This is a genomic window from Bradyrhizobium sp. AZCC 1577, assembly GCF_036924575.1.
Taxonomy (GTDB): Bacteria; Pseudomonadota; Alphaproteobacteria; order Rhizobiales; family Xanthobacteraceae; genus Bradyrhizobium.
The window spans coordinates 2,550,836-2,576,688 of the sequence record NZ_JAZHRQ010000001.1; the positions used below are offsets into that span (position 1 = coordinate 2,550,836).

24 protein-coding genes and 1 tRNA gene are annotated in these 25,853 nt (G+C 62.9%); 8 read left to right on the forward strand and 17 right to left on the reverse strand.

Going from position 1 to position 25,853, the window contains the following annotated elements:
• Nucleotides 1-204: 204 nt before the first annotated feature.
• The 4 genes from V1278_RS11960 to V1278_RS11975 all read left to right on the forward strand — a co-directional run bounded on the left by V1278_RS11960 (nt 205) and on the right by V1278_RS11975 (nt 3,603).
• Complete coding sequence (locus V1278_RS11960; RefSeq protein WP_334364425.1) at nt 205-1,455, forward strand: MFS transporter; 1,251 nt, start codon at nt 205-207, stop codon at nt 1,453-1,455.
• 43 nt (nt 1,456-1,498) lie between these two features.
• On the forward strand, nt 1,499-2,485 hold the full coding sequence (gene acuI, locus V1278_RS11965; protein ID WP_334364424.1) for an acrylyl-CoA reductase (NADPH): 987 nt from the start codon (nt 1,499-1,501) through the stop codon (nt 2,483-2,485).
• A gap of 110 nt (nt 2,486-2,595) precedes the next feature.
• On the forward strand, nt 2,596-3,213 hold the full coding sequence (locus tag V1278_RS11970; RefSeq protein WP_334364423.1) for a hypothetical protein: 618 nt from the start codon (nt 2,596-2,598) through the stop codon (nt 3,211-3,213).
• A gap of 156 nt (nt 3,214-3,369) precedes the next feature.
• The gene (locus tag V1278_RS11975) at nt 3,370-3,603 is read left to right on the forward strand and encodes a DUF6894 family protein (protein ID WP_334364422.1); all 234 of its coding nucleotides are present in this window, start codon (nt 3,370-3,372) and stop codon (nt 3,601-3,603) included.
• 11 nt (nt 3,604-3,614) lie between these two features.
• Here V1278_RS11975 and V1278_RS11980 read toward each other — a convergent pair whose 3' ends face one another.
• From V1278_RS11980 to ygfZ, 6 genes are all read right to left on the reverse strand, one after another.
• Nucleotides 3,615-4,733: an IS630 family transposase gene (locus V1278_RS11980; protein WP_334380836.1), complete on the reverse strand. Its 1,119-nt coding sequence runs from the start codon at nt 4,731-4,733 to the stop codon at nt 3,615-3,617.
• Between the two features lie 89 nt (nt 4,734-4,822).
• Nucleotides 4,823-7,525, reverse strand: a complete 2,703-nt coding sequence (locus V1278_RS11985; protein ID WP_334380837.1) for a DUF2339 domain-containing protein — start codon at nt 7,523-7,525, stop codon at nt 4,823-4,825.
• Between the two features lie 133 nt (nt 7,526-7,658).
• Nucleotides 7,659-8,165: a tyrosine phosphatase family protein gene (locus tag V1278_RS11990; RefSeq protein ID WP_334380839.1), complete on the reverse strand. Its 507-nt coding sequence runs from the start codon at nt 8,163-8,165 to the stop codon at nt 7,659-7,661.
• Between the two features lie 132 nt (nt 8,166-8,297).
• Nucleotides 8,298-8,909 carry an HD family hydrolase gene (locus V1278_RS11995; protein ID WP_334364419.1) on the reverse strand — a complete coding sequence of 204 codons (612 nt, stop codon included), beginning with the start codon at nt 8,907-8,909 and terminating at the stop codon, nt 8,298-8,300.
• Nucleotides 8,906-9,532, reverse strand: coding sequence for a DNA-3-methyladenine glycosylase I (locus V1278_RS12000; RefSeq protein WP_334380840.1), 627 nt, complete (start codon nt 9,530-9,532; stop codon nt 8,906-8,908). The genes V1278_RS11995 and V1278_RS12000 overlap by 4 nt, the downstream gene beginning before the upstream one ends.
• The gene (gene ygfZ / locus V1278_RS12005) at nt 9,529-10,410 is read right to left on the reverse strand and encodes a CAF17-like 4Fe-4S cluster assembly/insertion protein YgfZ (RefSeq protein ID WP_334364418.1); all 882 of its coding nucleotides are present in this window, start codon (nt 10,408-10,410) and stop codon (nt 9,529-9,531) included. The genes V1278_RS12000 and ygfZ overlap by 4 nt, the downstream gene beginning before the upstream one ends.
• 149 nt (nt 10,411-10,559) lie before the next feature.
• Between ygfZ and V1278_RS12010 the strand changes: the two genes are divergently transcribed.
• On the forward strand, nt 10,560-11,894 hold the full coding sequence (locus V1278_RS12010) for a dihydroorotase (protein WP_334364417.1): 1,335 nt from the start codon (nt 10,560-10,562) through the stop codon (nt 11,892-11,894).
• A gap of 108 nt (nt 11,895-12,002) precedes the next feature.
• On the opposite strand, the gene V1278_RS12015 is transcribed toward V1278_RS12010, so the two are convergent.
• From V1278_RS12015 to V1278_RS12035, 5 genes are all read right to left on the reverse strand, one after another.
• Complete coding sequence (locus V1278_RS12015) at nt 12,003-12,269, reverse strand: hypothetical protein (RefSeq protein WP_334364416.1); 267 nt, start codon at nt 12,267-12,269, stop codon at nt 12,003-12,005.
• A gap of 154 nt (nt 12,270-12,423) precedes the next feature.
• Nucleotides 12,424-13,059: an HAD family hydrolase gene (locus V1278_RS12020; RefSeq protein WP_334368992.1), complete on the reverse strand. Its 636-nt coding sequence runs from the start codon at nt 13,057-13,059 to the stop codon at nt 12,424-12,426.
• A 4-nt stretch (nt 13,060-13,063) separates the two neighbouring features.
• The gene (locus V1278_RS12025; RefSeq protein ID WP_028346913.1) at nt 13,064-13,441 is read right to left on the reverse strand and encodes a TIGR02301 family protein; all 378 of its coding nucleotides are present in this window, start codon (nt 13,439-13,441) and stop codon (nt 13,064-13,066) included.
• Nucleotides 13,442-13,503: 62 nt separating this feature from the next.
• On the reverse strand, nt 13,504-13,923 hold the full coding sequence (locus V1278_RS12030) for an NUDIX hydrolase (RefSeq protein ID WP_334380841.1): 420 nt from the start codon (nt 13,921-13,923) through the stop codon (nt 13,504-13,506).
• 92 nt (nt 13,924-14,015) lie between these two features.
• Nucleotides 14,016-14,528 (reverse strand): hypothetical protein, encoded by a 513-nt coding sequence (locus V1278_RS12035; protein ID WP_442893665.1) that lies wholly within the window; start codon nt 14,526-14,528, stop codon nt 14,016-14,018.
• Nucleotides 14,529-14,590: 62 nt separating this feature from the next.
• Between V1278_RS12035 and V1278_RS12040 the strand changes: the two genes are divergently transcribed.
• On the forward strand, nt 14,591-15,358 hold the full coding sequence (locus V1278_RS12040; protein ID WP_334380843.1) for an SOS response-associated peptidase: 768 nt from the start codon (nt 14,591-14,593) through the stop codon (nt 15,356-15,358).
• A 152-nt stretch (nt 15,359-15,510) separates the two neighbouring features.
• Here the strand turns inward: V1278_RS12040 and V1278_RS12045 are convergent, their stop codons facing one another.
• The 4 genes from V1278_RS12045 to V1278_RS12060 are packed head-to-tail and all read right to left on the reverse strand — an operon-like array spanning nt 15,511 to nt 18,996.
• Nucleotides 15,511-16,092 carry an NUDIX domain-containing protein gene (locus tag V1278_RS12045; protein ID WP_334380844.1) on the reverse strand — a complete coding sequence of 194 codons (582 nt, stop codon included), beginning with the start codon at nt 16,090-16,092 and terminating at the stop codon, nt 15,511-15,513.
• A gap of 14 nt (nt 16,093-16,106) precedes the next feature.
• Nucleotides 16,107-16,544: a GNAT family acetyltransferase gene (locus V1278_RS12050; protein WP_334384158.1), complete on the reverse strand. Its 438-nt coding sequence runs from the start codon at nt 16,542-16,544 to the stop codon at nt 16,107-16,109.
• 20 nt (nt 16,545-16,564) lie between these two features.
• Complete coding sequence (locus tag V1278_RS12055) at nt 16,565-17,992, reverse strand: FAD-binding oxidoreductase (RefSeq protein ID WP_334380845.1); 1,428 nt, start codon at nt 17,990-17,992, stop codon at nt 16,565-16,567.
• 11 nt (nt 17,993-18,003) lie between these two features.
• Entirely contained in the window at nt 18,004-18,996 is a 993-nt protein-coding gene (locus tag V1278_RS12060; RefSeq protein WP_334380846.1) for an L-threonylcarbamoyladenylate synthase, read from the reverse strand.
• A gap of 69 nt (nt 18,997-19,065) precedes the next feature.
• Between V1278_RS12060 and V1278_RS12065 the strand changes: the two genes are divergently transcribed.
• A tRNA-Pro gene (locus V1278_RS12065) sits at nt 19,066-19,142 on the forward strand.
• A 680-nt stretch (nt 19,143-19,822) separates the two neighbouring features.
• Here V1278_RS12065 and V1278_RS12070 read toward each other — a convergent pair.
• A complete protein-coding gene (locus V1278_RS12070; RefSeq protein ID WP_334380847.1) occupies nt 19,823-21,097 on the reverse strand; it encodes a hypothetical protein in 1,275 nt (424 codons plus the stop codon).
• Between the two features lie 815 nt (nt 21,098-21,912).
• The gene (locus V1278_RS12075) at nt 21,913-22,185 is read right to left on the reverse strand and encodes a hypothetical protein (protein ID WP_334380848.1); all 273 of its coding nucleotides are present in this window, start codon (nt 22,183-22,185) and stop codon (nt 21,913-21,915) included.
• Nucleotides 22,186-22,385: 200 nt separating this feature from the next.
• Here V1278_RS12075 and V1278_RS12080 point away from each other — a divergent pair, with 200 nt between their 5' ends.
• The gene (locus V1278_RS12080; protein ID WP_334380849.1) at nt 22,386-25,799 is read left to right on the forward strand and encodes a TM0106 family RecB-like putative nuclease; all 3,414 of its coding nucleotides are present in this window, start codon (nt 22,386-22,388) and stop codon (nt 25,797-25,799) included.
• The last annotated feature ends 54 nt before the right edge of the window (nt 25,800-25,853 follow it).

Consider the following 25,853-nt stretch of genomic DNA (forward strand, 5'->3'; position numbering starts at 1 on the left):
GGTCCCTGCGTTCGCAGGGACGGCATCTCTGCCAGGTGCCCCGCTCAATAAATTGCACTCATTGCCCTCGACAATTTTGCAGAGCTGCCCTGCAGCGGAAAATTTTTCTCTCCCTCCCTCTTGGGGTTTTCATGCACCTGCATTAACTCACCGTAACGTTTCGCTCGGGCCGTCCCGGGCGCCGATTGGTCCAGGGGGAAGCAAATGGCTGTAACGACCGACCTTCGTCCATCCTCCGGCCTCGGCACCTGGCGCACGCCGCTGGTGATCATGATCTGCGGCTGCATCATTGCGCTGTTGAGTTTCGGGCCGCGCTCCAGCCTCGGCTTTTTCGTTCAACCGATGAGCGCTGAATTTGCCTGGGGCCGCGACGTGTTCGGCCTCGCGCTGGCATTGCAGAACCTGCTGTGGGGGCTAGGGCAGCCGATCGCAGGCGCCATCGCCGATCGCTTCGGCATCCTGCGCGTCATTGTCATCGGCGCGCTTCTTTATGCCGCCGGTCTTCTATTGATGCGCTATTCGTCGACGCCGCTGTCGCTCAATCTTAGTGCCGGTGTCTTGATCGGCTTCGGCTTGTCAGGCTCGTCGTTCAACCTGGTGCTGTCAGCGTTCAGCAAGCTGTTGCCGCCGGAACGGCGCGGTTTCGCGCTCGGCGCCGGCACGGCTGCTGGTTCGTTCGGTCAGTTCCTGTTCGCTCCCTTCGGCGTGGCCGTGATCGATCAGTTCGGCTGGCAAGCAGCGCTCATTGTATTTGCGGCATTGATGCTCCTTATCGTGCCGCTGTCGCTGGCGCTGGCAACGCCACCGGCCGCAACAGCGGCCGATGCGCCGCCCGCCGAGCAGCAATCCTTCAAGACCGCGCTGGCGGAAGCGTTCGGTCATCGCTCCTACGTGCTGCTGGTGCTCGGCTTCTTCACTTGCGGCTTCCAGCTCGCCTTCATCACCGTACATCTGCCGGCCTATCTCGTCGATCGCGGCATTCCTGCATCCACCGGCGGCTGGGTGATTGCGGCGATCGGCCTGTTCAACATCATCGGCTCGCTCAGCGTCGGTTGGATACAGAACTATTTTCCGAAGCGCTATATCCTGTCGCTGATCTATTTCACGCGGGCGCTCTCGATCATCGCCTTCATCTCGTTTCCGATCACCACCTTCTCGGCAATCGCGTTCGGTGCCATCAGCGGCCTGACCTGGCTCTCGACGGTGCCGCCGACCTCGGCGCTGGTGGCGCTGATGTTCGGCACAAAGTGGTTCGCAACGCTGTACGGCTTTGCCTTCGTCAGCCATCAGGTCGGCGGTTTCCTCGGCGTCTGGCTCGGCGGCATCGTGTTCGAGCAGTTCGGCTCCTACACCCCGATCTGGTGGCTCTCGATCCTGTTCGGTGTGCTGTCGGCGCTGATCAACCTGCCGATCGTCGAGCAGCCGGTCGCGCGCCCGGTTGCACAACCCGCCTGATGCGGTAAACACTCCCGACACAGAAAAGTCCGGGGAGTTTGCCATGGGTACGTTCAAGGCCATCAGGATCGACAAGGCCGATAAAGGCACCACCGCCGCGCTGACGCAGTTCGACGAAGCCGAGCTGATGGAAGGCGACGTCACCGTCGCCGTCGAGTGGTCGACGCTGAACTACAAGGATGGTCTAGCCGTCACCGGCAAGGCTCCCGTCGTGCGGCGTTTCCCGATGATCGCCGGCATCGACTTCGCAGGCACCGTCGAACAATCTTCGCATCCGGCGTGGAAGACCGGCGACAAGGTCGTCTGCAACGGCTGGGGCATGGGCGAGACTCATCTTGGCGCCTATGCCGAAAAGGCGCGCGTCAAGGGCGACTGGCTGGTGCGGCTGCCCGATGGCATCTCCACGCGTGAGGCGATGGCGATCGGCACTGCCGGCTACACCGCGATGCTGTCGGTGCTGGCGCTGGAGAAACACGGATTGACGCCGAAGAGCGGTCCCATCGTGGTGACCGGCGCCGCCGGCGGCGTCGGCTCGGTCGCGTCAGCCGTGCTCTCGAAACTCGGCTATCACGTCATCGCGTCCACGGGGCGGATGTCGGAGGCCGACTACCTGAAGGGCCTCGGCGCCGCCGAAGTGATCGATCGGGCCGAGCTCGCAGGTCCCGCCAAGCCGCTGGCAAAAGAGCGCTGGGCGGGTGGCGTCGACAGCGTCGGATCGACCACGCTCGCCAACCTGCTGTCGATGACCAAATATGGCGGAGCCATTGCCGCCTGCGGCCTTGCCGCCGGTATGGATTTGCCGTCCTCGGTCGCACCGTTTATTTTGCGTGGAGTGTGCCTTCTCGGCATCGACTCGGTGATGTGCCCGATCGAGCAGCGCAAGCTTGCCTGGAATCGCCTTGCCAGCGATCTGGATAAGGGAAAACTAGCTGATATTACTCACGAAATCGGTTTGGACCAGGTGATCGGCGCGGGCGCCGAAATCCTCGCAGGGAAGGTCCGCGGTCGAATCGTGGTAAAAATCCCCTAACGGTGTTCAGACTTTACCAACCAACCTGCTCCAATGTTGCCATGGTGGTTGGTATGGTAAGCAGCGGGTAAAGGCGGGCGCCCGCGCTCTTGTTAAGTTGGAGTAGCTGCATGCTTGCGCGTTTGGTTCTGGGGGCCGTCACGGCCAGTGCGATGATCGTTCCCGCGCTGGCCGGGATGATGAATGCCGACGAGGCCCGCAGGTTCGTGAGCGGTAAGGTTTTCGCCTTTACCTGCTTTGACGGCACTCGCGGCGCTGGACGCATCCTTGACGATCTCGGCGCAGCCGGCTCCGTCCAATTCAGCGGCTCGGGCCCGATCCGTCATGTGCGCCTGCCCGGCAACACGCTGCAGATTCGCGGCCAGGCCGTCTGCGCTTCGATCAAGGGACTGCCGTTCGAGCCGTGCTTCAATCTCGACAAGCGTGATGATCGCTCGTTCCGCGGCTCGGTCTCGGGCATGGGCTTTGCCTATTGCGATTTCCGCCATCAGGGCGCCTCGCAGATGCTGATGGCGCGCTCCGTGGCGCGACCGCGCTCGCTGCATCGTCGGGAGGAGCCGTCGCGTGTGCCGGTCGATGCACGGGCCGAAGTAACGACGCGGGTCGAGACGCCTGCGGTCGAGAGCGCCAAACTCGAGCCGGTGAAATCCGAGCCGAAGGTGGAGCAGGCGAAGCCCGAACCCGCAAAGGCCGAGAGCGCCCCGGAGCTGCGCCGCTCGACTGATTGATCGTAAACTTCGCCTGCGGCCGCCGCCAAATCCCACATTGTCAGCCAACGGGAACCCGTAGTCATACGGGCTGGCGCATTCATGTCCTGGTAGCGAATCTCGTTCCAAGTGGCCGACAGAGAAGGCCGGGAGGCGGCCCAACACATGAGATCAATCATGCCGCTGTATTTTTTTCGGATTAGCCACGGTCGCTACGCAGGCGCGTCCGATCAGGGATCCGAATTCGAAAGCCGCGAGGCCGCCTGGGCCGAGATGACCGAGGTCTGCGGTAACCTTCTCGGCAGCCTTTCGCGCAGCCTGAAGCAGAACGCCGAATGGCAGATGGAGCTTTTGGACGAAGCCAAAAAGCCCGTGTTCAGGATTCGCCTCGTCGCCGAATCCGTCGGTTAGAGGATCATCCTCTAGTGTCCTGAACCAGAAGTTCGCAATATCGTGTCGTGTTTTGCCGGAGCATTGTATCGGCAGAAGCGCTCGATGGAAGCAAGGATGTCATCGGCGGATTTGGTCCATCGGAACGGTTTGGGATCGGCGTTGTGTTTGTCGATGAACGAGGCGATGTCCGCCCTGAGGGCGGCTACGCTGCGATAGATGCCGCGCCTGATCTTCTTGTCGGTGAGGAGCGCGAAGAAGCGCTCGACCTGGTTGAGCCATGACGAACCGGTCGGGGTCAGGTGCACGTGCCAACGTGGCCTTTTGACCAGCCATCTGCGGATCAGTGGGGTCTTGTGCGAGGCGTAATTGTCCATGACGAGATGGACATCGAGTTCACGCGGCACGGCGGCCTCGATCTCGTCGAGGAACTTGCGGAACTCGGCAGCGCGATGGCGTCCATAGCACCTGCCGATGACCTGTCCGGTCGCGATGTCGAGGGCAGCAAACAGCGATGTGGTGCCGTGCCTTCTGTAGTCATGGCTCCTTCGGGCCGGCTGGCCGGGACGCATCGGCAGCATCGGCTGACTGCGGTCCAGCGCCTGGATTTGGGACTTCTCATCCACACACAGAACGATGGCATGCTCCGGCGGCGAGACGTAGAGGCCTACGACATCGCGCACCTTGGCCACGAAGTTCGGATCGGTCGAGAGCTTGAACGTCTCCATCCGGTGCGGCTGGAGCCCGAAGGCCCGCCAGATGCGTTGCACCGTCGATACCGACAGGCCGCTGGCCTTCGCCATGCCGCGGGAACTCCAGTGGGTGGCGTTCTCCGGGCAGTTCTCCAGCGTCTGCACGATCACAGCTTCGATGCGAGCATCGTCGATCGTGCGCGGCGCTCCAGAGCGCGGCTCATCATGCAACCCGGCCACCCGCAGCTCCACAAAACGCCGCCGCCACTTGCCTACCGTCTGCCGGTCCAGGCCCAGCTGGGCCGCCACTTCCTTGTTCTGACCACCTTCCGCGCAGGTCAGCACGATCCGGGCTCTCAGAGCCAGCGCCTGCGCCGTCTTCCGCCGCATCGTCAGCGACTTCAGTTCGGCACGCTCTTCATCGCTCAATATCAGGGGGGCAAGCCGCTGGACCGCCATTGGAGACTCCATCCCTGTTTGTCTCCACTCTTGGCACAGCGACACGAATCTACTGCGAATCTACGATTGCGGACTTATGACTCGGCACACTAGCTTCCCGTCGGCGCGGCCGGCGCTGCCGCTTGCCTGCGGAACAGGATCCGCTGGTACAGCCACCCGATCGCCACCAGCACCAGGCCGAGGCACATGAAGGACAGCGCGCGATAGACGCCGGTCAGTGCCGACATGTCGATCAGGAATGCTTTCAGGATCGTCAGTCCGATGACCACCGCGGACGCCAGCCGCGCGCGCTGCGAGTTGGAGAGAATACCGATGCCGAGCAAGACGACGCCGAAGGCGAGATATGCGATCGAATAGGTATATTGCTCGGCGCCGCTGGTCGGGCCGGCCGCAATCGCCGGACCGTGATAGATTCGCCTGATCTCGAACGTCACATAGGCAAGCGCGAGAACGAGCGCTGCCGCCGCGATCGTGTTGCCATAGGCGACCGGCCGCCGACCCGCGACGGCATAGGACAATAGCAGCGCGAGCACCGCGGGCAGGGCATAGCCGAGCAGCAAAAGGTTGATGACAATGCCGCCGACATCGATCCATCGCAGCATCGGGTTCTCCAGCAGCAACAGCCCGAACACCGTCGCGAGGCCGGCAAACGCCGTCAGCAGGATCGCGCCGGCATTGTGAATGATGCTGCCGGTGCGGATGCGCAGCCGCTCCAGCCCGATCGCCATCGCGAGCGTAACGCAGACCTGCAGCGCGACTTCGGTGAGGTCGGCGCTCGCATGGTAGACGTCGCCATTGTTCACGGCATGGCGGATTTCCATGAACGCCAGCAGCACCGTGAACAGGATCGCCGCCGATTCCACCGTGCGCAGTGGTGCGTCATCGCCGCCGCGGCGCAGGAAGATGCTGCCGGCCCAGAATGATGCCGCCGGAATGCCATAGCCCCACAACAGCCAGTTGAAGATCGGCGTGGTACCGACGGCCTGGCCGACGATGCGCGGCTCGTAGCCGATGCGCAGCACGACGATGCCGGCGAGGATGGCAGCGAGGGCACGCAGGAACGGAATCGGCCGCTGCGTGGATATCCAGGCGGTGCCTGCCGACATCAGCGCCAGGGCGATCGTCAGCCAGCCTTTTTCCAGCGCAAAGGTCAGCGCCAGCGCCAACGCTGCGAGGGTGCCGGTCGCAAACAGCGCGATCGAGGCTTGTAGTCCCGGACGATCCTCGCGCCTGCTGAGTATCTCGGTCGCAGCGGCATAGGCCGCGGCGAGCATTACCGCGAGAATCGCAAACGGAATCGAGCGGTCGAGATGCGCAATGCGGGCGTAGAGTGCGACCAACAGCGCCAGCGGCGTGAACACCGCCGCGGCCGACCAGATCACCGGTATCACCGGCCCCGCGAAGCGGCCCTGCGCGAAAAATCCCGCCACGCCAAAGCCCGCCGCGAAGATCGCGGCCGAGATCAGATGCAGCGACACTGATCCGTCCGTGGCGGTCGGCCCGATGCCTTGCAGCGGCCCGCCGGGCAGCACCAGCATGTCGGGATTGGCCCGAATGGCCCATTCGGCGAACACGACGAAGACCAACGCAGCAGCGGCGCCGACGGCACCCGCGGCGGCATCGCTGCGCCAGGCAACCGCGATGCTGCCGGCCACCAGCAGCCCGAATACGATCATCGCGGCGTCGGCATGAAAACCGTTCAGCACGATCAAGGTCGCGCCGAGCAGATAGGCCGCAAGCGAGCCGGACGAGATCGGCTCAACCTGGCCTTCGTCCGCGGGCGGGCCGAACATGAAGCCGCACACCACGAGTAGCGCGGCGAGAATGAATCCGGCGAGCACGTGGAACGCATGCGGGCCGATCATCGACGGGCCGCATTGCAGGCAGGGGAATGTCCATAGCAGGGCAAACGCGATCGTGGTGACCGCGAGCCAGCGCCACAGCCTGATGCGCGCCAGACCGAAGGCTGCCGCAGTGACGATTGCGAGATAGATGTAGAGCGCCCAGAAGTCCGGTTTGTCGGACGAGACCAGGACCGGCGTCACAAAGGCGCCGACCACGCCGAGGCCGGCCAGCGCCGGGCCATGCAGCAGCGCCGCGGCCAGCGTGCCCAGCGCTACCAGACCGAGCAGGATGAACGCGGTCGCCGGCACCAGGAAGCCGTACAGCGCATAGGCTGCGTAAACCGTGGCAAATGCCACCGCCGTTCCGGCGGCGGTCAGGATGGCCGGGATATTGGCGATCGGTAGCGCGTCGATCGTGGAAATGCTTTCCTTGCGCCGCGTCCATTCGCCCGCAAGCAGCAAGGCCAGAGCGAACAGGCCGCCGAGGATGGTGCGCACGCCAGGGCCGAGCAAACCGGCTTCGATCGAATAGCGCACCATGAAGAATCCGCCGAGCGCCAGCGTCAGACCGCCGATCCACACCACCCAGCGCGTGCCGACGGTTTCCTCGAAACCGCGATCGGCCGGCGGCAATGGAGGCGGCGGCGGTGCCCCGCCGGCGGCTTGCCCAGCCGCCTCAGGGCTGGCGGCGGACGCGATGGATTCCGCCTCGGGAACGATCGGCGGAGGCGTCGGTGTGGCCCCGCTCGGAGCTGGCGGCAGGCTTTGCTCGAAGGCTTCGAATGGCGTGAGGGGCGGAGGCACGGCTGCAGCAGCGGCCGCCGGCGTGGCCTGCATCGCCTCCAGGCGCTGGCGTAACTCCGCCACCTGATTCATGGCCTTCCGCGCCAAGATCAGGGCGACGATCGCGATCGCAAGCGAAAAGAAAACGAAGGGGTCGTCGAACATCGGGCCTCCAGGCGGGCGCGTCAGAGCGTTAACCGGCCATGTCGGCAGCCAGGTTGCAATCCTGTGTGTGCTTTTGTCCGCTAAAAGTTCACGCCGATCCGGGCGTCATTTGGCGCATCCGGGGAACGCCACGTCATTCCAGATCTAGTCGGAATGGCCGGCCTTCGACCATCATGCTGCCCGGACCCATTTCGTCCAGCGCGCGCAGCATTCGCCCCTCACGGCCCAACGCCTTGTCGGCGAGGCTGACGATCAACCGGTTCGGCGACGCGATCGGGGAGCGGGCGCGAATTTGCCGGGCGATCTCGATCTCGGCGCGATGCGGATTGAGGGCGCAGGCGGCGGCAAACGCGCTCGCCGTCGAGCGGCTGATGCCGGCATAGCAATGCACCACCATCGGCGCGCTGCGGTCCCAGCTTCGAACGAAATTCAGCACCCTTTCGATATGATGATCCGCCGGCGCGACAAAGCCGTCCATCTCCTCGATGATGTCGTCCATCGAGATTTTCAGATGGTTGGCCTCGAGCACCGAGGCCGGGCGCTGCACCTGATCGACATTGGCCATCACGGTGAGAATGTGGCTGGCGCCGGTCGTCCTGACGGTGTCGGGAAGTGCGGCAAGCGAGCAGACGTGAAGCATGGCGTTCCCTGGGTAGTCTTTGGTCAGCAATATAACCGGTGTCGTAGGGTGGGCAAAGGCGCCCTTGCGCCGTGCCCACCATCTTGGTTCCGGGGCAATAATGGTGGGCGCCCACCCTACAACGGCCCCCATTCAACCAAGCAATAGCTCGAATCGCGCCAAAAATTGCTTCTCGGCCCGGGCCGCAGTCCACGGCGTCAGGTAGTCCCGCACGGTGGCCTCGGGGAGGCCGGGATCCCTGCCGAACAGGCGCTTCGCTTCACTTACCGAAAATCCCGCCAGATGGGTGGCTTCGAGATAGGCCGCACCGCGGTCGGCCGCTTTGATGGCGCTCGTGATTTCATCGGCGAGACTTGGCGGCAGGCCGAAGCGAACATGGATCGCGGCCAGCAGGCGCTTCTCAACCGCCTTGTAATCGCCGCCGAGCACTGCCTTGAACGGCGAGATCATGTCGCCGATGACATATTCCGGTGCGTCGTGCAGCATCGCCGCGAGGCGGAAGCGGGCGTCGACGCGCGGCATCTGCTCACGCATCACGGCTTCGACCAATAGCGTGTGCTGCGCCACCGAGAAGATGTGCGCGCCGCTGGTCTGCCCGTTCCAGCGCGCCACGCGCGCCAGGCCATGGGCGATGTCGGCGATTTCGATATCGAGCGGGGAGGGATCGAGCAGATCGAGCCGTCGCCCCGACAGCATCCGCTGCCAGGCGCGCGTGGCGACGCCGGACGATCTTCGCGCCGTCATTTGGCCTTGAGCCGGGGCTTGCGCAGTTTGCCGCTGCAGGCCTCGTGGCAGAAGCACGTGACAAGATGGTCGTTGACCATGCCGGTAGCCTGCATGAAGGCGTAGACGATGGTTGGGCCGACGAATTTGAAGCCGCGTGCGCCGAGTTCCTTTGAGATCTTGACCGAGACCGGTGTCGAGGCCGGTACGCTGGCCGTGGTCTTGAACTGGTTGACGATGGGCTTGCCGTCGACGAAGTCCCACATGAATTTGGAGAAGCCCGCGCCTTCTTCCATGATCTTCAAATAGGCCTTGGCGCTGTTGACGGCGCCTTCGATCTTGGCGCGGTTGCGAACGATGCCGGCGTCGTTCAGCAGCGCGTGGATTTTCTTGGCGTTGTAGCGCGCGATCTTTTCCGGCTGGAAATCGTCGAACGCTTTGCGGAAGTTTTCGCGCTTGCGCAAAATCGTGATCCACGACAGGCCGGCCTGAAAACCGTCGAGGATCAGCTTTTCGTACAGCGCCCGGTCGTCATACTCAGGCACACCCCATTCTGTGTCGTGATAGGCCATGTAGAACGGGTCTTCGCCGGGCCACGGGCACCGCGTCTTGCCGTCGGCGTGCAGGCGCGCAGATTTGCTCATGCGACGGTCTGCTTCGGTGGGACGCGGACGTCGTTCGGATCGGTCAGCCGGATCGCAAGGCCGCCGGCGGTCAGCGAAAGTCCTGCATCGAGCGCATCCGCAACGCGGTCGATCCGGACCAGTGCGAGGCCGTGGCCGCCGGCGGTCGATCCCATGGTGCCGACCTGCTTGTCGCCACCGAGAACGGCGACGCCGGTTTCCGGCGAAAAGTCTTCGAGCGTGACGCGCACGATCCGCGTGCGCGCGGTGCCGCGATGCTGCATGCGCGACACCACTTCCTGGCCGACATAGCAGCCCTTGTCGAAATCGACGCCGTGCAGGCGGTCCATATTCGTCTCGTGCGGGAATGCGTCGCTGTACGTGAAGTCGAGCCCGCCGCGCGGCACGCCCAAGGCGATGCGATGCGCCTCGTAGTCCTCGCTGTCCACCAGGTCGGCGCCGATCAGCTCGGCCACCTTTTGCTTGAGATCTTCAGGGACAAGAATGCGCCAGCCGAGAGCTTCATGCCGCGGATCGGCAAAGGCCAGATCAGGCTTCGTCGAAGGCTCGCCGTCCCAGGCGGCCAGCACGCCCATGCTGTCGGAGATGTTCTCCACGGCGACTTTGGCGCGCAGCTTGTAGAAGCCGAGTTTGTCAGCGAGGTTCTGCGCCAGCACGCGGGGCGCATCGATCAGGAAGGCGCCGCCGTGACCTGCAGGGGCTTCGGTAATGAGGAAGTCCGCCGTGATTTTTCCCTGCGGCGTCAGCAGCGCGCCGAACCGGCCGAGACCGGGCTGCAGCGGCGTGACGTCTGTGGTGACGAGGCCGTTGAGGAAGTTGCGGGCATCCTCGCCGCTGACCTTGACCACGCCCCGGTCCGGAAGAAACGCTGCTTTCATTAGTAAAACGGCCTCTTTTGCAGTGCGGCTTGCAGTGAGCTTTCAAGTTCCCGGGAAAACGCAGGAGCCGGATATCACATGAGAACGTAAGGCGCTAAGGTGCTGTCAACAAGGCCTTAAAGCGAGCGCCAGAGGACCATGAAGCAGCGATGAATCAGCGATTTGATACCATTCTAAAATCCGGCACCGTGGTCAATCAGGACGGTGAGGGCATCTGCGACATCGGCATCTCCAATGGCCGGATCGCTGCGATCGGGGGGCTCGGACAGGCCTCCGCCGGCGAGACCATTGACTGCAAGGGCCTGCACGTCCTGCCCGGCGTGATCGACACGCAGGTGCATTTCCGCGAGCCGGGGCTGACGCACAAGGAAGACCTCGAGACCGGCTCGCGCAGCGCCGTGATGGGCGGCGTCACCGCGGTGTTCGAGATGCCGAACACCAATCCGCTCACGGTCACCGAGGAGGCGTTCACCGCCAAGATCAACGCCGGCCGTCACCGCATGCATTGCGACTTTGCCTTCTTCATCGGCGGCACCCGCGAGAACGTGAACCATCTGCCGGAGCTGGAACGCGCGCCCGGTTGTGCCGGCGTAAAGGTGTTCATCGGCTCTTCCACCGGCGCGCTGTTGGTCGAGGACGACGAAAGCCTGCGGCGCATCTTCCAGGTAATCCGCCGCCGCGCCGCCTTTCACGCCGAGGACGAATATCGCCTCAACGACCGCAAGTCGCTCCGCATCGAGGGCGACCCGCGCTCGCATCCGGTATGGCGTGACGAGACTGCAGCGCTGATGGCAACCCAGCGGCTGGTCAATCTTGCGCGCGAGACCGGCAAGCGCATCCACGTGCTGCACATCTCGACCAAGCAGGAGATCGACTATCTGCGCGACCACAAGGATGTCGCGTCCTGCGAGGCGACGCCGCATCATCTCACCATGGCCGCACCGGAATGCTACGAGCGGCTCGGCACGCTTGCACAGATGAACCCGCCGGTGCGCTCGGCCGATCACCGCGAGGGAATCTGGTATGGTATCGAGCAGGGTATCATCGACGTGCTCGGCTCCGACCACGCGCCGCATACGCTGGAGGAAAAGGCGAAGACCTATCCGGCTTCGCCCTCCGGCATGACCGGCGTGCAGACGCTGGTGCCCTTGATGCTCGATCACGTCAACGCGGGCCGGCTGTCGCTACAGCGTTTCGTCGATCTCACGAGCGCAGGTCCCGCGCGGCTGTACAACATCGCCTGCAAAGGCCGCATTGCGGCGGGCTACGATGCCGACTTCACCATCGTCGATCTCAAGCGCTCTGAGACCATCACCAACAAATGGGTGGCCTCGCGCGCCGGCTGGACGCCCTATGACGGCGTCCGCGTCACCGGCTGGCCGGTCGGCACGTTCGTGCGCGGCAGGCGCGTGATGTGGCAGGGCGAGGTAACGACGCCGTCCACCGGCGAACCGGTGCGGTTCCTGGAGACGTTGAAGGCGTAGGGCAGAATCTCTCCCGTCATTGCGAGCGCAGCGAAGCAATCCATCGCGCGGCATAACGGATGGATGGATTGCTTCGTTGCTGCGCTCCTCGCAATGACGATGCAGCCGCTACTGCTTCGCCAGCGTCAGCGAAAATTCGCCGTTGCGCACGCGGGCCGAAAGACCTTCGGCGAATTTCGCCACCGCGTCCTCGCCATAGGTCGAGACCAGTTCGGCGAGCGCCGTGAACAGGCTCGCCTGCGCCAGGCAATCGCCGTCGACGCCATCGTGCCGCGCTTCGGCCCAGGCCTCGCTCAGGTAGCTAAGGGCAGTCTGCTTCTGTTCGAGATCCGGAAGCGGGTCGTGGGCGGTCGAGAAGGAGACTGGGCGGCTCATGAAGCTCAACGAAAATCTGCGCGCGAACCAGGGCGGTTCGCATCCTAACGCGACAAGCTGTAGCACGCGGTGCGCGCCCGCCTAGGCCACATCTTTAGGAAAGGTTAACGGCACTGCTCGAATTTCAGGCGGCGGTTCCATGAGGTTCCCATCGTCAAGGAATGCAACCGAGGATCGCTCCGGGCGTGGCGCAGACATGGTGGGCGCCGGCCTCGATCAGCTCGGCCCGGCTGCCGTAGCCGTACAACACGCCGATGCCCTTCATGCCGTTGTTTTTTGCGCCGACCATGTCGTGGCTGCGGTCGCCGATCATCAGGGTTTTGGACGGATCGACGGCGACTTCTTTCAACGCATATTCCAGCAGATGCGACTTGTCCGCGCGGGTGCCGTCGAGCTCGGCGCCGAACACGCGTTCGAAGTGCTTGCGCAAGCCGAAATGGTCGATGATGCGCTCGGCGAACACGTGCGCCTTGCTGGTAGCGACGAACAGCCGGTGGCCGGACGCGCGGAGTGCCGTCAGCACTTCGTCGATGCCGTCGTACACGCCGTTTTCGTAGAGGCCGATGTCGGAAAATCGCTCGCGATAGAGCGTCACCGCGCGGTCTGCGGAGTGATCGCCGAGCAACTTCACAAAGCTTGAGCGCAGCGGCGGGCCGATGCACCAGGTCAGTTCGTCCTCGGTCGGGATGGTGGGATGATCGAGCCTTTGCAGCGCATACTGGATCGAGCGGGTGATGCCGGGCTTGGGGTCCGTCAGCGTTCCGTCGAGATCGAAATAGATCGTGTCCATGGCCTTAGTTCGCATAGCGCGCGGTAAGATCGCGCGAGATTTTGGAGCCTTCCTCGATATATCTGCGGATCGCGACCGAGGCTGCCGGCGTGCAGGTCCGGTAGGTCTGCTGAAAGCCGTTATAGCCGCGGTTGAAGCCGGCGATCATGCGAGCGCGGCGGTCCCCGGAAGGGGTTTCGGCATCGATCAGCGCCTGCATTTCGTTGCGCCATTTCGCCCCTTCATTGGCACCGCAAATGCCCCGGAGGTAATGCAGGGTGCCGAGAATCTCGGCCAGCCGCTGCAGGTCGCCGTCGAACGGCGCAGCCGCGTCCTGGGCGCGTGCGGGGGCCAAATGGCATGCCGAAACGAGAATGAGGGCGGCGAGGGCGTGCTTGAACATTTGAGGGCCGATATGCCCCCTCAATACGCCCGAGGCAAGGCATGAGGCGCCGGTAGGACGGCCTAGACCAGCTTCCGGGCGGCCTCGATGACCTCCAGGAGGCCGCCGGTCACCTTGAGATCGCCGAGCCTGTCTGGCGCCAGCCATTTGAAATCGTCGTGCTCGTCGTTCAGGACCGGCTCCCTGGCCGTCCAGCGCGCCGCGAACGACATGATCAGGTAATGCCCGCCGCCGCTGGCCTGAGGCAGCACCTCGCGCCAGCCGGCCAGGCTCAGAATCTCGATTCGCAAGCCCGTCTCCTCGTCCACTTCACGGTGGAGCGCGGTGTGCAGGGATTCGCCGAATTCGACCCGGCCGCCGGGGAGCGAGTAAAAGCCCTTGCCCGGCGAGCGGGCGCGGCGGACCAAGAGGACCTTGCCGTCGCGGAAGATCGCGCCGCTGACGGCGAGCTGGGGGCGGTCCGACTGAATGGGGGAGGTCAAGGGGTGATCCGGTAGCCAAGGAACTCGCTGCGCAAGCGATCATGCCCGATCGGGCCACGCAGGTCTAATGTGGTGGGCCGGGGACGAGGCGGCTAGTTCGACATCACCGCGTCGAAGTCGGCCTCTGCATTGCCATTGATGACACCGCCGGCCAGCGCCACCAGCGGCTTGACCCAGGCGGTGGCCTGCTCGGCCAGCGTGGCGCGGGTTTTATCCTGCTGGGCCTCGCGCATCGCCTTGCCCACCGCGGTCAGAATCGAGGTCATGGTCGCCGTGAGCTTGTCGAAATCGGCACGGACCTTGGGGTCGGCGCATTCATAGGCCTCGATCGCGAGGTCGCGGGCCTTGAAGTTGGAGGCCCAGAAATGCTCGGCGTAGGACAGCGGCGTCCAGGTGAGAAAATCCTCGGCGCATTCCGGCATGTCCGGAACCATTTCGAGCAGCATGACGGCTTCGTTGAAATGATTCAAATAGTCGGTGGCGAGCCCGGTGCGAGGATTGATATTGGCGGCGCGCAGCTGCTCCGCGCGGGCCTCGTCTATCCGGCCCGTCGGTGGCGGCATCGGCGGATCGGATCGCACTTCTGTGGCGGCCATGGAGGTCATCCATCGCACTGTTAACATCTGGGGTTAACACCCATTAAACGGAAGCTTATGTTGGTCAGATAATGTGCGGACGCTTCGTCATCACCTCGCCGCCGGAGGCGCTTCGGCAAATCTTCGGCTATATCGAGCAGCCCAATTTCCCGCCGCGGTATAATATCGCGCCGACTCAACCGATTCCGGTGGTGATTCTGGAAAACGGCGGCCGCCATTTCCGGCTGATGCGCTGGGGCCTGGTGCCGGCTTGGGTGAAGGATCCCCGTAAATTTTCGCTCCTGATCAACGCGCGCTCGGAGACGGTGCTCGACAAGCCCGCGTTCAAAAACGCCATCAAGCGGCGGCGCTGTCTGATCCCGGCGGACGGCTACTACGAATGGCAGGACGCCGGCGGCCGCAAGCGGCCGTTCTTCATCCATCGCCGCGACGGCCGTCCCGTTGGCTTTGCTGCGCTGGCGGAGACCTGGATGGGGCCGAACGGGGAGGAGACTGACGGCGTCGCCATCGTCACAGCGCCCGCGAGCCGCGATCTCGCCACGCTGCATCACCGCGTGCCCGTGACGATCGCGCCCGACGAATTCGAGCGCTGGCTCGATGGCCGCATCCACGACGCAGAAGATGTCATGCCGCTGCTGCGCGGGCCTGTTGAGGGCGAATTCGCTTGGCACGAGATTTCGACGCGCGTCAATCGCGTGGTCAATGACGACGCGCAATTGCTGCTGCCGATCACGGACGAGCAGCGCGCAGCGGAGGAGCCGAAGCCTGCGAGGCGCACTGCGCCGCGCAAGGTGGCTTCGGCGGTGCCGGAGGATGACGGGCAGGGCTCGTTGTTTTGAGCGTGATGCTCTCTCCGTCGTCCCCGCGAACGCGGGGACCCATAACCACTGATCTGAATGTTGAACAACGCCGGGGCCACGCTCCCACTCACAATGGACATTTGGGGTTATGGGTCCCTGCGTTCGCAGGGACGACGAAACGATAGAGCTAATCACCGAAAAATACTCAGCGCTGCGTATTGCAGCAGCATGATGGTCTTGGCGTCGACGATGCGGCCGTCCGATATCATCGCGAGTGCCTGGTCGATCGGCAATTCCAGCACCTCGATGTCCTCGCCTTCGTCGGCCAATCCGCCGCCGTCGCCGACCCGCATCGCAGCTTCGTATTCGGCGACGAAGAAGTGCAGCTTCTCGGTGACCGAGCCCGGGCTCATGAAGGCCTCGAACACCTTGCGCACATCGTGTAGTCGATAGCCGATTTCCTCCTCCACCTCCGCACGAATCCGATTTTCGGGAGTCTCGTCGTCGAGCATGCCGGCGGCGGCCTCGATCATGAGATCGTCGTGACCGGCCCGATAGGGCGGCAGGCGGAACTGCCGCGTCAGCACGACGGTGCGGCTTGCGACATTGTACGCCAACAGAGTGGCGGCGTGACCGCGGTCGAAAACCTCCCGCTTCATCGTCTGCCATTCGCCGTTGCCGCGTCGATAATCGAACTCGACTTCCTCCAACCGATAGTGCCGGTCGGAGAGCACGCGGACGTTCTTGACGCGGACACGATCTGCGAGGCTCATGGCAATCCTTCAGCTCACCGCGTCGGCGCGCGGCCATCGAGCCATTTGGCGAACACGACGGTCTGGGCTTCTTCGTAGCCGATCGACTCGTAGAATGCGGCGACGTCCAAGTTTTCGCGCCGAACCATCAATTGCAGTTTCGGAATGCCGGCTGCGCGCAGCCAGTCCTCGGCTCCATTCATGATGGCGCGGCCATAGCCTCGCGCGCGGAGCTTGGGATCGGCGGCAACGTAATACACCCAGCCGCGATGGCCGTCATGGCCGACCATGGCGGTGGCAACGATTGCGCCACCGTCGCGGCCGATCAGCACCGTGGAGTGCGGTCCGCGGCGAGCGAGCGCGATATCGCTGGCGGGGTCGTTCCAGGGCCGCGTCAGGCCGCAGGCCTGCCACAGCGCGATCACGGCCGCGACGTCGGCATCCGCGATGTCGGTGATGGCGAGCGCAGGCACGGGCTTCGTCGCTGATACTGTCACAGCACCTTGCCCGGGTTCATGATGCCGAGCGGGTCGAGCATCGACTTGATGCCGCGCATCAGTTCGATCGCGACCTTGTCCTTGACGTCGGGCAGTTCGTCGCGCTTGAGCACGCCGATGCCGTGCTCGGCGGAAATCGATCCGCCCATCCGCAGCACGATTTCGAATACCACCTCGTTGACCTCATGCCAGCGCGACATGAAATCGGCGGTGTTGCCGCCGATCGGCTGGCTGACATTGTAGTGGATGTTGCCGTCTCCGAGATGGCCGAACGGCACCGGCCGCGAGCCCGGAATGAGTTTTACAACGGCCGCGTTGGCTTCCTCGATGAAGGCGGGCACCGCCGCGACCGGCACCGAGATGTCGTGCTTGATCGAGCCACCTTCCGGCTTCTGCGCGGCCGACATTTCATCGCGCAGTTTCCAGAACGCGGCGCGCTGCGAGAGATTCACCGCGATCACGGCATCATCGACGATGCCTTCCTCCATGCCTTTGGCGAGGATCGCTTCCAGCGCGTCACGCGCGTCGTCGCGCGAGGACGACAATTCCATCAGCACGTACCAGGGGTGCTTGGTCGAGAGCGGATCGCGGATGTCGATGCCGTGACGCAGGCTGAAATCGACGGCGATGTCGGCCAGCAATTCGAAGCTGGTCAGGCTGCCGGCGGCCTCATTCTGCGCGATCGATAACAGCTTCAATGCCTGCGCCGGCGATTGGAGGCCGATATAGGCGGTCTCCACCGCGTGCGGCTTCGGAAACAGCTTTAGCGTCGCCGCGGTGATGATGCCGAGCGTGCCCTCGGCGCCGATGAAGAGGTTGCGCAAATCGTAGCCGGTATTGTCCTTTTTCAGTTTGGACAATCCGTTCAGGATCCGGCCGTCCGCCAGCACGACTTCCAGCCCGAGCGCCATCTCGCGCGCCACGCCATACGCCAGCGCCGCCGTGCCGCCGGCATTGGTGGAGAGATTGCCGCCGATGGTGCAGCTTCCTTCCGCACCGAGCGAGAGCGGGAACAGGCGATCGACTTCGGCCGCGCGAGCTTGGGCGATCTGCAGCACCACGCCGGCCTCGCACGTCATGGTGTTGGAGGCGGGATCGATCTCGCGAATTTTGTCCAGCCGCCGCAGCGAGACGACGACCTCGCCATTGTGCGGGGTCTGCCCGCCGACCAGCCCGGTGTTGCCACCCTGCGGCACCAGCGCGATTTTGTGTTCGCTGGCAAGCTTGCAGATCGCGGACACTTCTGCCGTCGAGCCCGGTCGCAGCACCAGCGGCGAGCGGCCGTGGAACAGGTCGCGTTCCTCGGTGACGTAGGGCGCAATATCGGCGGCATCGGTCACCGCATATTTGTCGCCGACGATGGCGCGAAACTTTGCGATCAGCTCGGCGGGAAGCGGTGGCATGGAACCCTGAACGATATTCATTTTCTTCTCTTTCATTCCCGCCCCACCGCTGCGCGGCGCAGCCGGTCGTTGATGGCTTCGCCCAATCCTTCGTCGGGAATTGGCATCACCGCGATGGTGCGCGCGCCTTTGCTGTCGAGCGCGCGAAGATGGCCGAACAAATTGGCGGCGGCCTCGTCGAGATCGCCGCGCTCCGACAGATTCATCACGTGAGAGGCGGCGTCAATTCCCGAAATTGCTCCGAGGCCAAACGCGAGCAATGCTTCGCCCGGCTCGAGCGCAACAGCATTGAGCCGGACACGCGCGCGCGGCGCGTAGTGCGAGGCCAGCATGCCCGGCGCCAGCGGCTGGCCGCTTTCGCTCTCGGTGTCCGCCGGCGGCTGCACCAGCGCGCGGCCCAGCACGCGCTCGATCTCGGCGCGGGGCAGGCCGCCGGGGCGCAGCAGCATCGGCGCGTCAAGGCAGCCGACGATGGTCGATTCGACGCCGACCTCGACCGCGCCGGCATCGACGATCAGGTCGATCCGCCCCGCGAGGTCGCTCTGCACATGAAGGGCCGTGGTAGGCGAGACATGGCCCGAGATGTTCGCGGATGGCGCCACCACCGGGCCGCCGAACTCACGCAGGATGTCGCGCGCGATCCTGTGGGCCGGAATGCGGACCGCGACCGTATCGAGGCCGGCCATGGCGAGATCGGCGACTGCGCAACCTTCCGTCTTCGGCAGCACCAGCGTCAGCGGGCCGGGCCAGAACGCTTCGGCAAGCGCCGTCGCAGCCGCATCAAACCGGGCGATCTGCCGCGCGGCGGCGAGATCGCCGACATGGGCGATCAGCGGGTTGAAGGCGGGCCGGCCCTTGGCCTGGTAGAGGCGGGCGATCGCGGCCGGATTGGTGGCATCGGCGCCGAGGCCGTAGACCGTCTCGGTCGGGAACGCCACCAGCCCGCCTTCTGAAAGTGCACGCGCGGCAGCCGCCACGGCGGCCTCGCCGGCAGGCAGAATCTGGGTTTTCAGGCCAACATTCACTGTGATTAATTTCCTTAATTCGGCTGCTTGCGGTCGCCGAAACCCAAGGCTATAAGCCGCGTTCCAAGTCGGAGTGTGGCTCAGCCCGGTAGAGCACTGCGTTCGGGACGCAGGGGTCGCAGGTTCGAATCCTGCCACTCCGACCATTTATTCAATGACTTATAATTTCGATGTTCTGGCCGCGCAACGAAATGCGCAACGAATTGAACTCCTTATACGCTTATACGGCCCCGATTGAGGCAATTCCTCTCTATTGCTGCTGGCAGCCAGATCCCCTAAACAGGTCCAGTGGGATGTCGAAGACGACGCCCGGGAACGCCGGTCGAGATAATCGAACTCGCAGGGCAATGACCGCGTATCGACTATGCGCGGAGCAACGATCATCGACTGGCGGGATGTCTAGCGCCGTCCGAAGGCCTCTGCCTCCTCCTTCTTGGAAGTCGGGATGGAGGTTGCCGTAGTTTTGCGCGGACTTGCTCGACGGTCACGCCGAGCCATCCAGCAGCTTCCCACAGGTCGGTGCCTGCCTGCACTTGCCGCGTAGCCGCGGTATGCCGGAGCGAGTGCCGCACCACGTCCTCACCTGCATCCTCAAGGATGCCGTCCCAGCGGAGCGAATCTTGCCGGCGAGAGGCTGGCCATCATACATGCGATTGATGACGAAAGGGATCTCCTTGCCTTCCTTGATCAACCCTGCTGCGCGTAACTCGGCCGAACGGCGCGCGTCCGAATCGACGGCAAAGTTGGAAGTCGAAATTGGCGATGAGACTGGAGCGCAGCGAGATTCGCATCCAGCAGCGTCGCTGGTTGTGGGCACAAAGCCATTCTAGGCGCGGCCGCGACTGCCAAACGCTTCCGCCACCTCTTCTTGGAAATCCGGATGGTGATGGCCGTAGTTGGCCTCTAGCTGCTCTACCGTCATTCCAAGCCAGCCAGCAGCTTCCCACATATCGACGCCGGCCTGCATCAGCCATGTTGCTGCTGTGTGGCGCAGCGAATGCCGGACAACATCTTCGCCAAGCCCCGCGTCCTGCAGAATACCTTCCCAGGCTGACCTGATCTTGCCGGCAAGAGGCTGACCGTCGTTGATGCGGTTGACCACAAACCGGATTTGTTCGCCGTTCTCGAAAATGCCGGCCGCGCGCAGCTCGGCCGATCGCGTTTGATCTAATTTGCGCCAGCGGACCAGGTGAGGGCGCAGACGGCTGGCGATCTTTGCTGGCGGTCGTCGCTTCTTGGTTGACCGCTCTAGTGCGCCTTTGCCCTGATAGATCATGGCATCAAGGTTCATCCAGGGATGCGTGGTGGTGGGGAGCCATTGCGTGCGCCGAATCGTTTCCTCACGTCGCGCGCTGTAAACGCCAATCAGGCAGAAGCGGGCGGCCGGATAGCGTCGCCGAATGATCCAGCGCTCGCGGCGCAATAGCTTGCCGTCTTCCTTTCGTTTCCAGGAGTTTAGCTCGTTATCCCATACGTAGCCAATCGCGGCACCGAGCAGACGCGCGGCTTCGTTGCGCGTCAGCCAGCGGTGGCGGCCTTCCGCCTTAGGAGGTAACGTAATCTTCGGAACGACGCTCAGCGTGTGCTCCGCATGGTACGCGTTAACGGCAGCCCGCAAATCCTCAAGCCGGCGCCTGGCGGTTTGATCGGAAACTTTGCCCTGACGTGGCTTAATCCCGGCCTGCCTGTTGTTTTCATTCGGCGCGCCGGTGGACCAGTCCACGAAGTCGCGGCACAGCTGGGCCTTGAGCTTGCTCACCGTCTTGTCACCGAAGAAGCCATTAAGATCGAGAAGCCGGATGAGCAGCAGATCGTGCTGCGCCCAGGCTCGCTCGTCATTCTTGTCCTTGGGCCGTTTGGATATCTCGTAAGCTGTAAGGACGTCGGCTATGGCGAGGACGCTAGGGTCAGTTGCGCCGACTGTGGTTGTGTGCCGTCGGCCGATGTAGGTTTCGAGCGCTTTCGCAGCGCCATCAACATCGTCGCGGCTGCAACCTGTGCGGATTTGCCGTCGCTTTCCCTCTGATCGATCGAGGATGACCCAGCATCCTTCGTCTTCTCGGAACCAGAGTCGTGGCGGCTTGGCTTTGCGGCCCGGCATGACGGTTTGACCAATTTGCGGATGGCACGAGGCGTGGTCAAATGCTTACCTGCCACTTTGGCGATTTCAAGAATCCCAGCGGCCGCGGCCTTGCGCAAAGATGATAACGTCAATGGCCCTTCCGGAAAAAACACAACAGCAGCCTCGACCAGAGTCATTACTTCGTCCTCGCCCCATTGGGCGGGATCGGGCCGTGCTTTAGCGCGGGCGAGCTTGTCGGTGTTACGCTTGAGCATGTGTTGGAGGCGGTACTCTCGAATACGCGAGACCTTTGGCTCGATCGTTCTGTTCAACGTGTACGCGAAATCCGCTCTTCAGGAAGCTTGATGCCTTGACCGGTGCGGCAATCGGCGACTTCGGAGTGCAAATCGGACGACTGAGGACTCTGTAATCAGCGGGTCCCAGGTTCGAGCCCTGGTGCGCCCACCAAGCCTCGCAAGGACTTAGCGAGAAAAACCGTTTGAGAAGGCCGAACTAAGACGGTTTTTCAAACGGTGTTTTTTCCGTCCTCCTGGACGTCTACTCCCGACAATGTGATCGGTAAGACAAAGCGGTTCGACAAGCGGCTTCTTGTTTATTCGGGACCGCTACTGAGTCACCACGCGCCCAGCGAGTGTACTGCCAGTTCGCATCCCTCTTCTTCCGCAGGGCGGAGACCAAGAGAGCCAGGCACTGATGAACAGGATGTTCTTAGAGAGGATCCACCCGGCGTCGCCTCCTCCTGGCCTCAGCTTCCTCGATGGCCTTCTAGATTGCCTGTCCGTGCGTCCACGCATCACTGGCGTCACCCTGACGCCTCGCAAGGCGCTCATCGTCTAGGGAACGGTCAGTTCAATGATGCTGTCCGGTACCGTGCGGCGCCCACCTCTCCCACCATAGTCGCGCGAAAAGTAGTCGTAGACTGTAACAGGCCCTTCGGAGTGCTCAGCCTCGGCGTTGGCGCGATCGAGAACCGGAACGTTGAGGCGGTATCTCTCTGCTAACTCTTCGACTTGGTCCTCGGTGGGCGTGTTGAGAAGAACGTTATCGTTGATACCAGCGGGCGCTGCCGTGGCACTCTGCTCTTGGCGGTACATGACGTCGTGCATGCCAATTTTATTGAAAAGCAGCTCGGTTGGCCGTAACGCATCTGGGAGTCCGCTAGCGAATCAAGGGAGCCCCAATATACTCCTCCGTAATCGTCAATGGACTGGGGGTTGCGAGGCATCTGTAGGTTGAGTGTATAATCGGGCGTGGCCAAGCGTGGGCGCGTGTCCGATTGCCTTCGCGCCTTTGAGGGGCTTGGATCATGCAAAAAGTCGGCACCGCTTTAGTGCTCAGTGCCCACGATCTCGTGGGCAATCTCTATTGCGCGCATTTGACCAGCGTCGATCTCAAGGTCGCACAGGGTTTGCTGCCTAAACCCGCGCGCTGGGACCCGCTCCTCGACATATTGCGCGAGCGCGGCCAGAAGCACGAACAGGCCTTCCTCTGTCACCTGAGGGCTAACGGCTTCGAGCCGTTCCTGATCGAGGGCGTCGATGTTACGGATGAGGCCGTGGCCCAAACGCGCGAGGCGATGCAGGCTGGTCACGCAATCATCGTCCAGGCAGCCGTGCGTGACGGGGACTGGGTGGGACGCGCGGACATTCTGCGGCGGGTGGAAACACCGAGTGACTTCGGGGACTGGTCCTACGAGATTATCGATACCAAGCTTGCCCGCGAAACTAAGGGCGGCACCGTCTTGCAGCTATGCCTCTACGCGCAGCTCCTCGCTGCTATGCAGGGCGTCGAGCCGGAGTTCGTCTACGTCGTAGCGCCGTGGTCCGACTTTCATCCGCAGCAATTCCGTGTTGCCGATTATATGGCGTTCTTTCGTAAGGCGCAGTGCGCCGCCCAGACGGCGGTGGACAGCGGCACCGACCCTGCCAACATCGTCTATCCTGATCCGAAGATCCATTGCGACGTGTGTCGCTGGGAGCCGCAATGCGACGCGCGCAGGCGCGCCGATGACCATCTCTGTCTGGTGGCCAACGTGACCGCATTACAGATGAATGAGCTGCGCACCAATGGGATCGCGACGACCAAGGCGCTCTCTGAAATGCCGGTGCCCCTGGCATGGAAGCCGAAGCGGGGTTCTGTTGCCAGCTACGCCAAGGCGCGGGACCAGGCGCGTGTTCAGGTCGAAGCGCGCGAGACCGGCACTTTGCGCCACGAACTGCTCGATATTGTCCCTGGAACGGGCCTTTGCCTTTTGCCTCCACCGTCTCCGGGCGATGTCTTCTTTGATATCGAGGGCGACCCGTTCATCGGCGATGGGGGTTTCGAATACCTGTTCGGCTATCGCTACCGCGACGCGGCGGGCAGCGACAATTACGAAGCGCAGTGGGCGTTCGACCGAGCATCCGAAAAAGTGATCTTTGAGACCTTTATGGACTTTCTCTCGGCGAGACGCTCCGAGTTCCCGGACATGCACGTCTACCACTACGCGCCCTATGAACCCGGCGCGTTGAAGCGCCTTATGGGGCGCTATGCCACGCGGCAAGCCGAGGTGGATGATCTTCTGCGCCGCAAGGTTATGGTTGATCTCTATGCCGTCGTGCGCAATGCGATCAGGGCAAGCGTCGAGAGCTACTCGATCAAGAAACTAGAGCCATTTTACGCCTTTACGCGCATGATGCCTCTCCAAGATGCAAACGTAGCGCTGGCGGCTATTCAGGCGGGTCTGGAACTGGCCGACGCCCAGTCGATCGATGAGGCGGCACGCCAGGCCGTGGCCGCGTACAATCAGGACGACTGCAATTCCACGGCGGCTTTGCGGGATTGGCTGGAGCATTTGCGCGCGCAGGCGATTGCAGATGGTGCCGCGATTGATCGGCCTGCACCTGGCAGCGATGGTCCAAGCGACGATATTGCCGAGCATGAAGCGCGCATCAACGAGCTGATCGAGCGGCTGACGCACGATGTTCCGATCGACCCTGTCGAACGCACGCCGGAGCAGCATGGTCGCTTTATTCTGGCGCATTCGCTCGACTGGCACCGGCGGGAGGAGAAAGCGATCTGGTGGGAGTATTTCCGGTTGGCGGCGCTGACACCCGAAGAGCTGCTTGATGAAAAGGCGGGCCTCAGCGCGCTGGAATTCGTGAGGACGGTAGAACGAAGCAAACAGGGCATACCCACAGATCGGTATAGGTTTGCTCCGCAGGATACCGATATTCGCGCCGAAGCCGACTTACATGCCCTGGGAGGAGAGAAATTCGGGTCAGCCGCCGCCATCTCACAGGATGACCTCACTATCGATATCAAGAAGTCCAAGAAGACGGCGGATATCCATCCGGACGCCGTCTTCGAGCACACGCATATTCCAACCAAGGAGCAGCAGGAATCGCTTCTGCGCCTTGGCACCTACGTCGCTGAACACGGCATCGAGGGCGTGGGGGAATATCAGGCGGCCCGTGACCTTCTGCTTCGATTGGCTCCGCGGCTTGGTTCCGCGCTGCTGCACATCGAAAGTGAAACGACCCTGGAGGATGCGCTGCGGATCACTCCTGCGCTTTCAGGCGGTATACTACCGATCCAGGGGCCGCCCGGCACCGGCAAGTCCTTCACCGGTGCGCACATGATTTGCCGCCTGCTCAAAGACGGCAAGCGCATCGGCGTCACCGCCAATAGCCACAAGGTCATTCGCAATCTGATCAACAAGGCGATCGAAGTGGCACTGGCAGCGGGACAGGCCGTCAAGGCCGGGCATCGATGCGCGGACAAAGACTCTGAAACCGCTCACGTGCGTATTTATCCTGATAATCCTAAGGCAGTTGCGGCGATCAGCTCCGGCGAAATCGCTATCCTGGGCGGCACGTCATTCTTCTGGGCGCGCGAGGATGTGGCGAACAGCGTTGACGTTCTCTTCGTCGATGAAGCCGCGCAAATGTCGCTGGCCAATGTCCTGGCCGTTTCGCAGGCCGCTCCCCAGGTCATCCTGTTGGGCGATCCCCAGCAGTTGGACCAGCCCATGCAGGGATCGCATCCGGACGGGACCGGCGTATCCGCGCTTCATCACATCCTCGCCGGTCGTCAGACGATTGCTCCTGATCAGGGTCTTTTTCTAGAAGAGACCTGGCGGATGCATCCGGCGATTACCGCCTTCAATTCGGAGCTGTTTTACGACAGAAAACTGCACGCAGTGCCAAAATGCGCGCAGCAGAACGTGACCTCGACCGGGGTGTTCCTCGGAACTGGGCTTCGGTACGTGCCGGTTTCTCACACCGGCAATCAATCCAGTTCGATTGAAGAGGCCGAAGCCATTGCGCGGATCGTGACCTCCTTGCTGTCTTCAGGAACGCAGTGGACAGACAGGGACAGCAAAACGAAAGCGCTGGAGCTTTCCGACATTATTATCATCGCTCCGTACAACGCGCAGGTTTTTGAAATTCAGCAGCGCATTCTCGGTGCGCATGTCGGCACCGTTGACAAATTCCAGGGGCAAGAGGCCGCCATCGCGATTTATTCTCTTGCGACATCATCCCACGCCGATGCTCCGCGCGGAATGGAATTTCTCTACAGTGCCAATCGCCTGAACGTTGCGATTTCCCGTGCCAAATGTCTCGCGATCATGGTCGCGTCTCCGGCTATCTTTGAGGCCGAATGCAAAACACCGCGCCAGATGCAACTGGCGAATGCGTTCTGTCGTTACCTTGAACTGGCACAGACGATCACGCTGTAGTCGGCATAACGCGCTGCATCTCGATCTTTCCGCACAATCGAAATCAATGCGAAA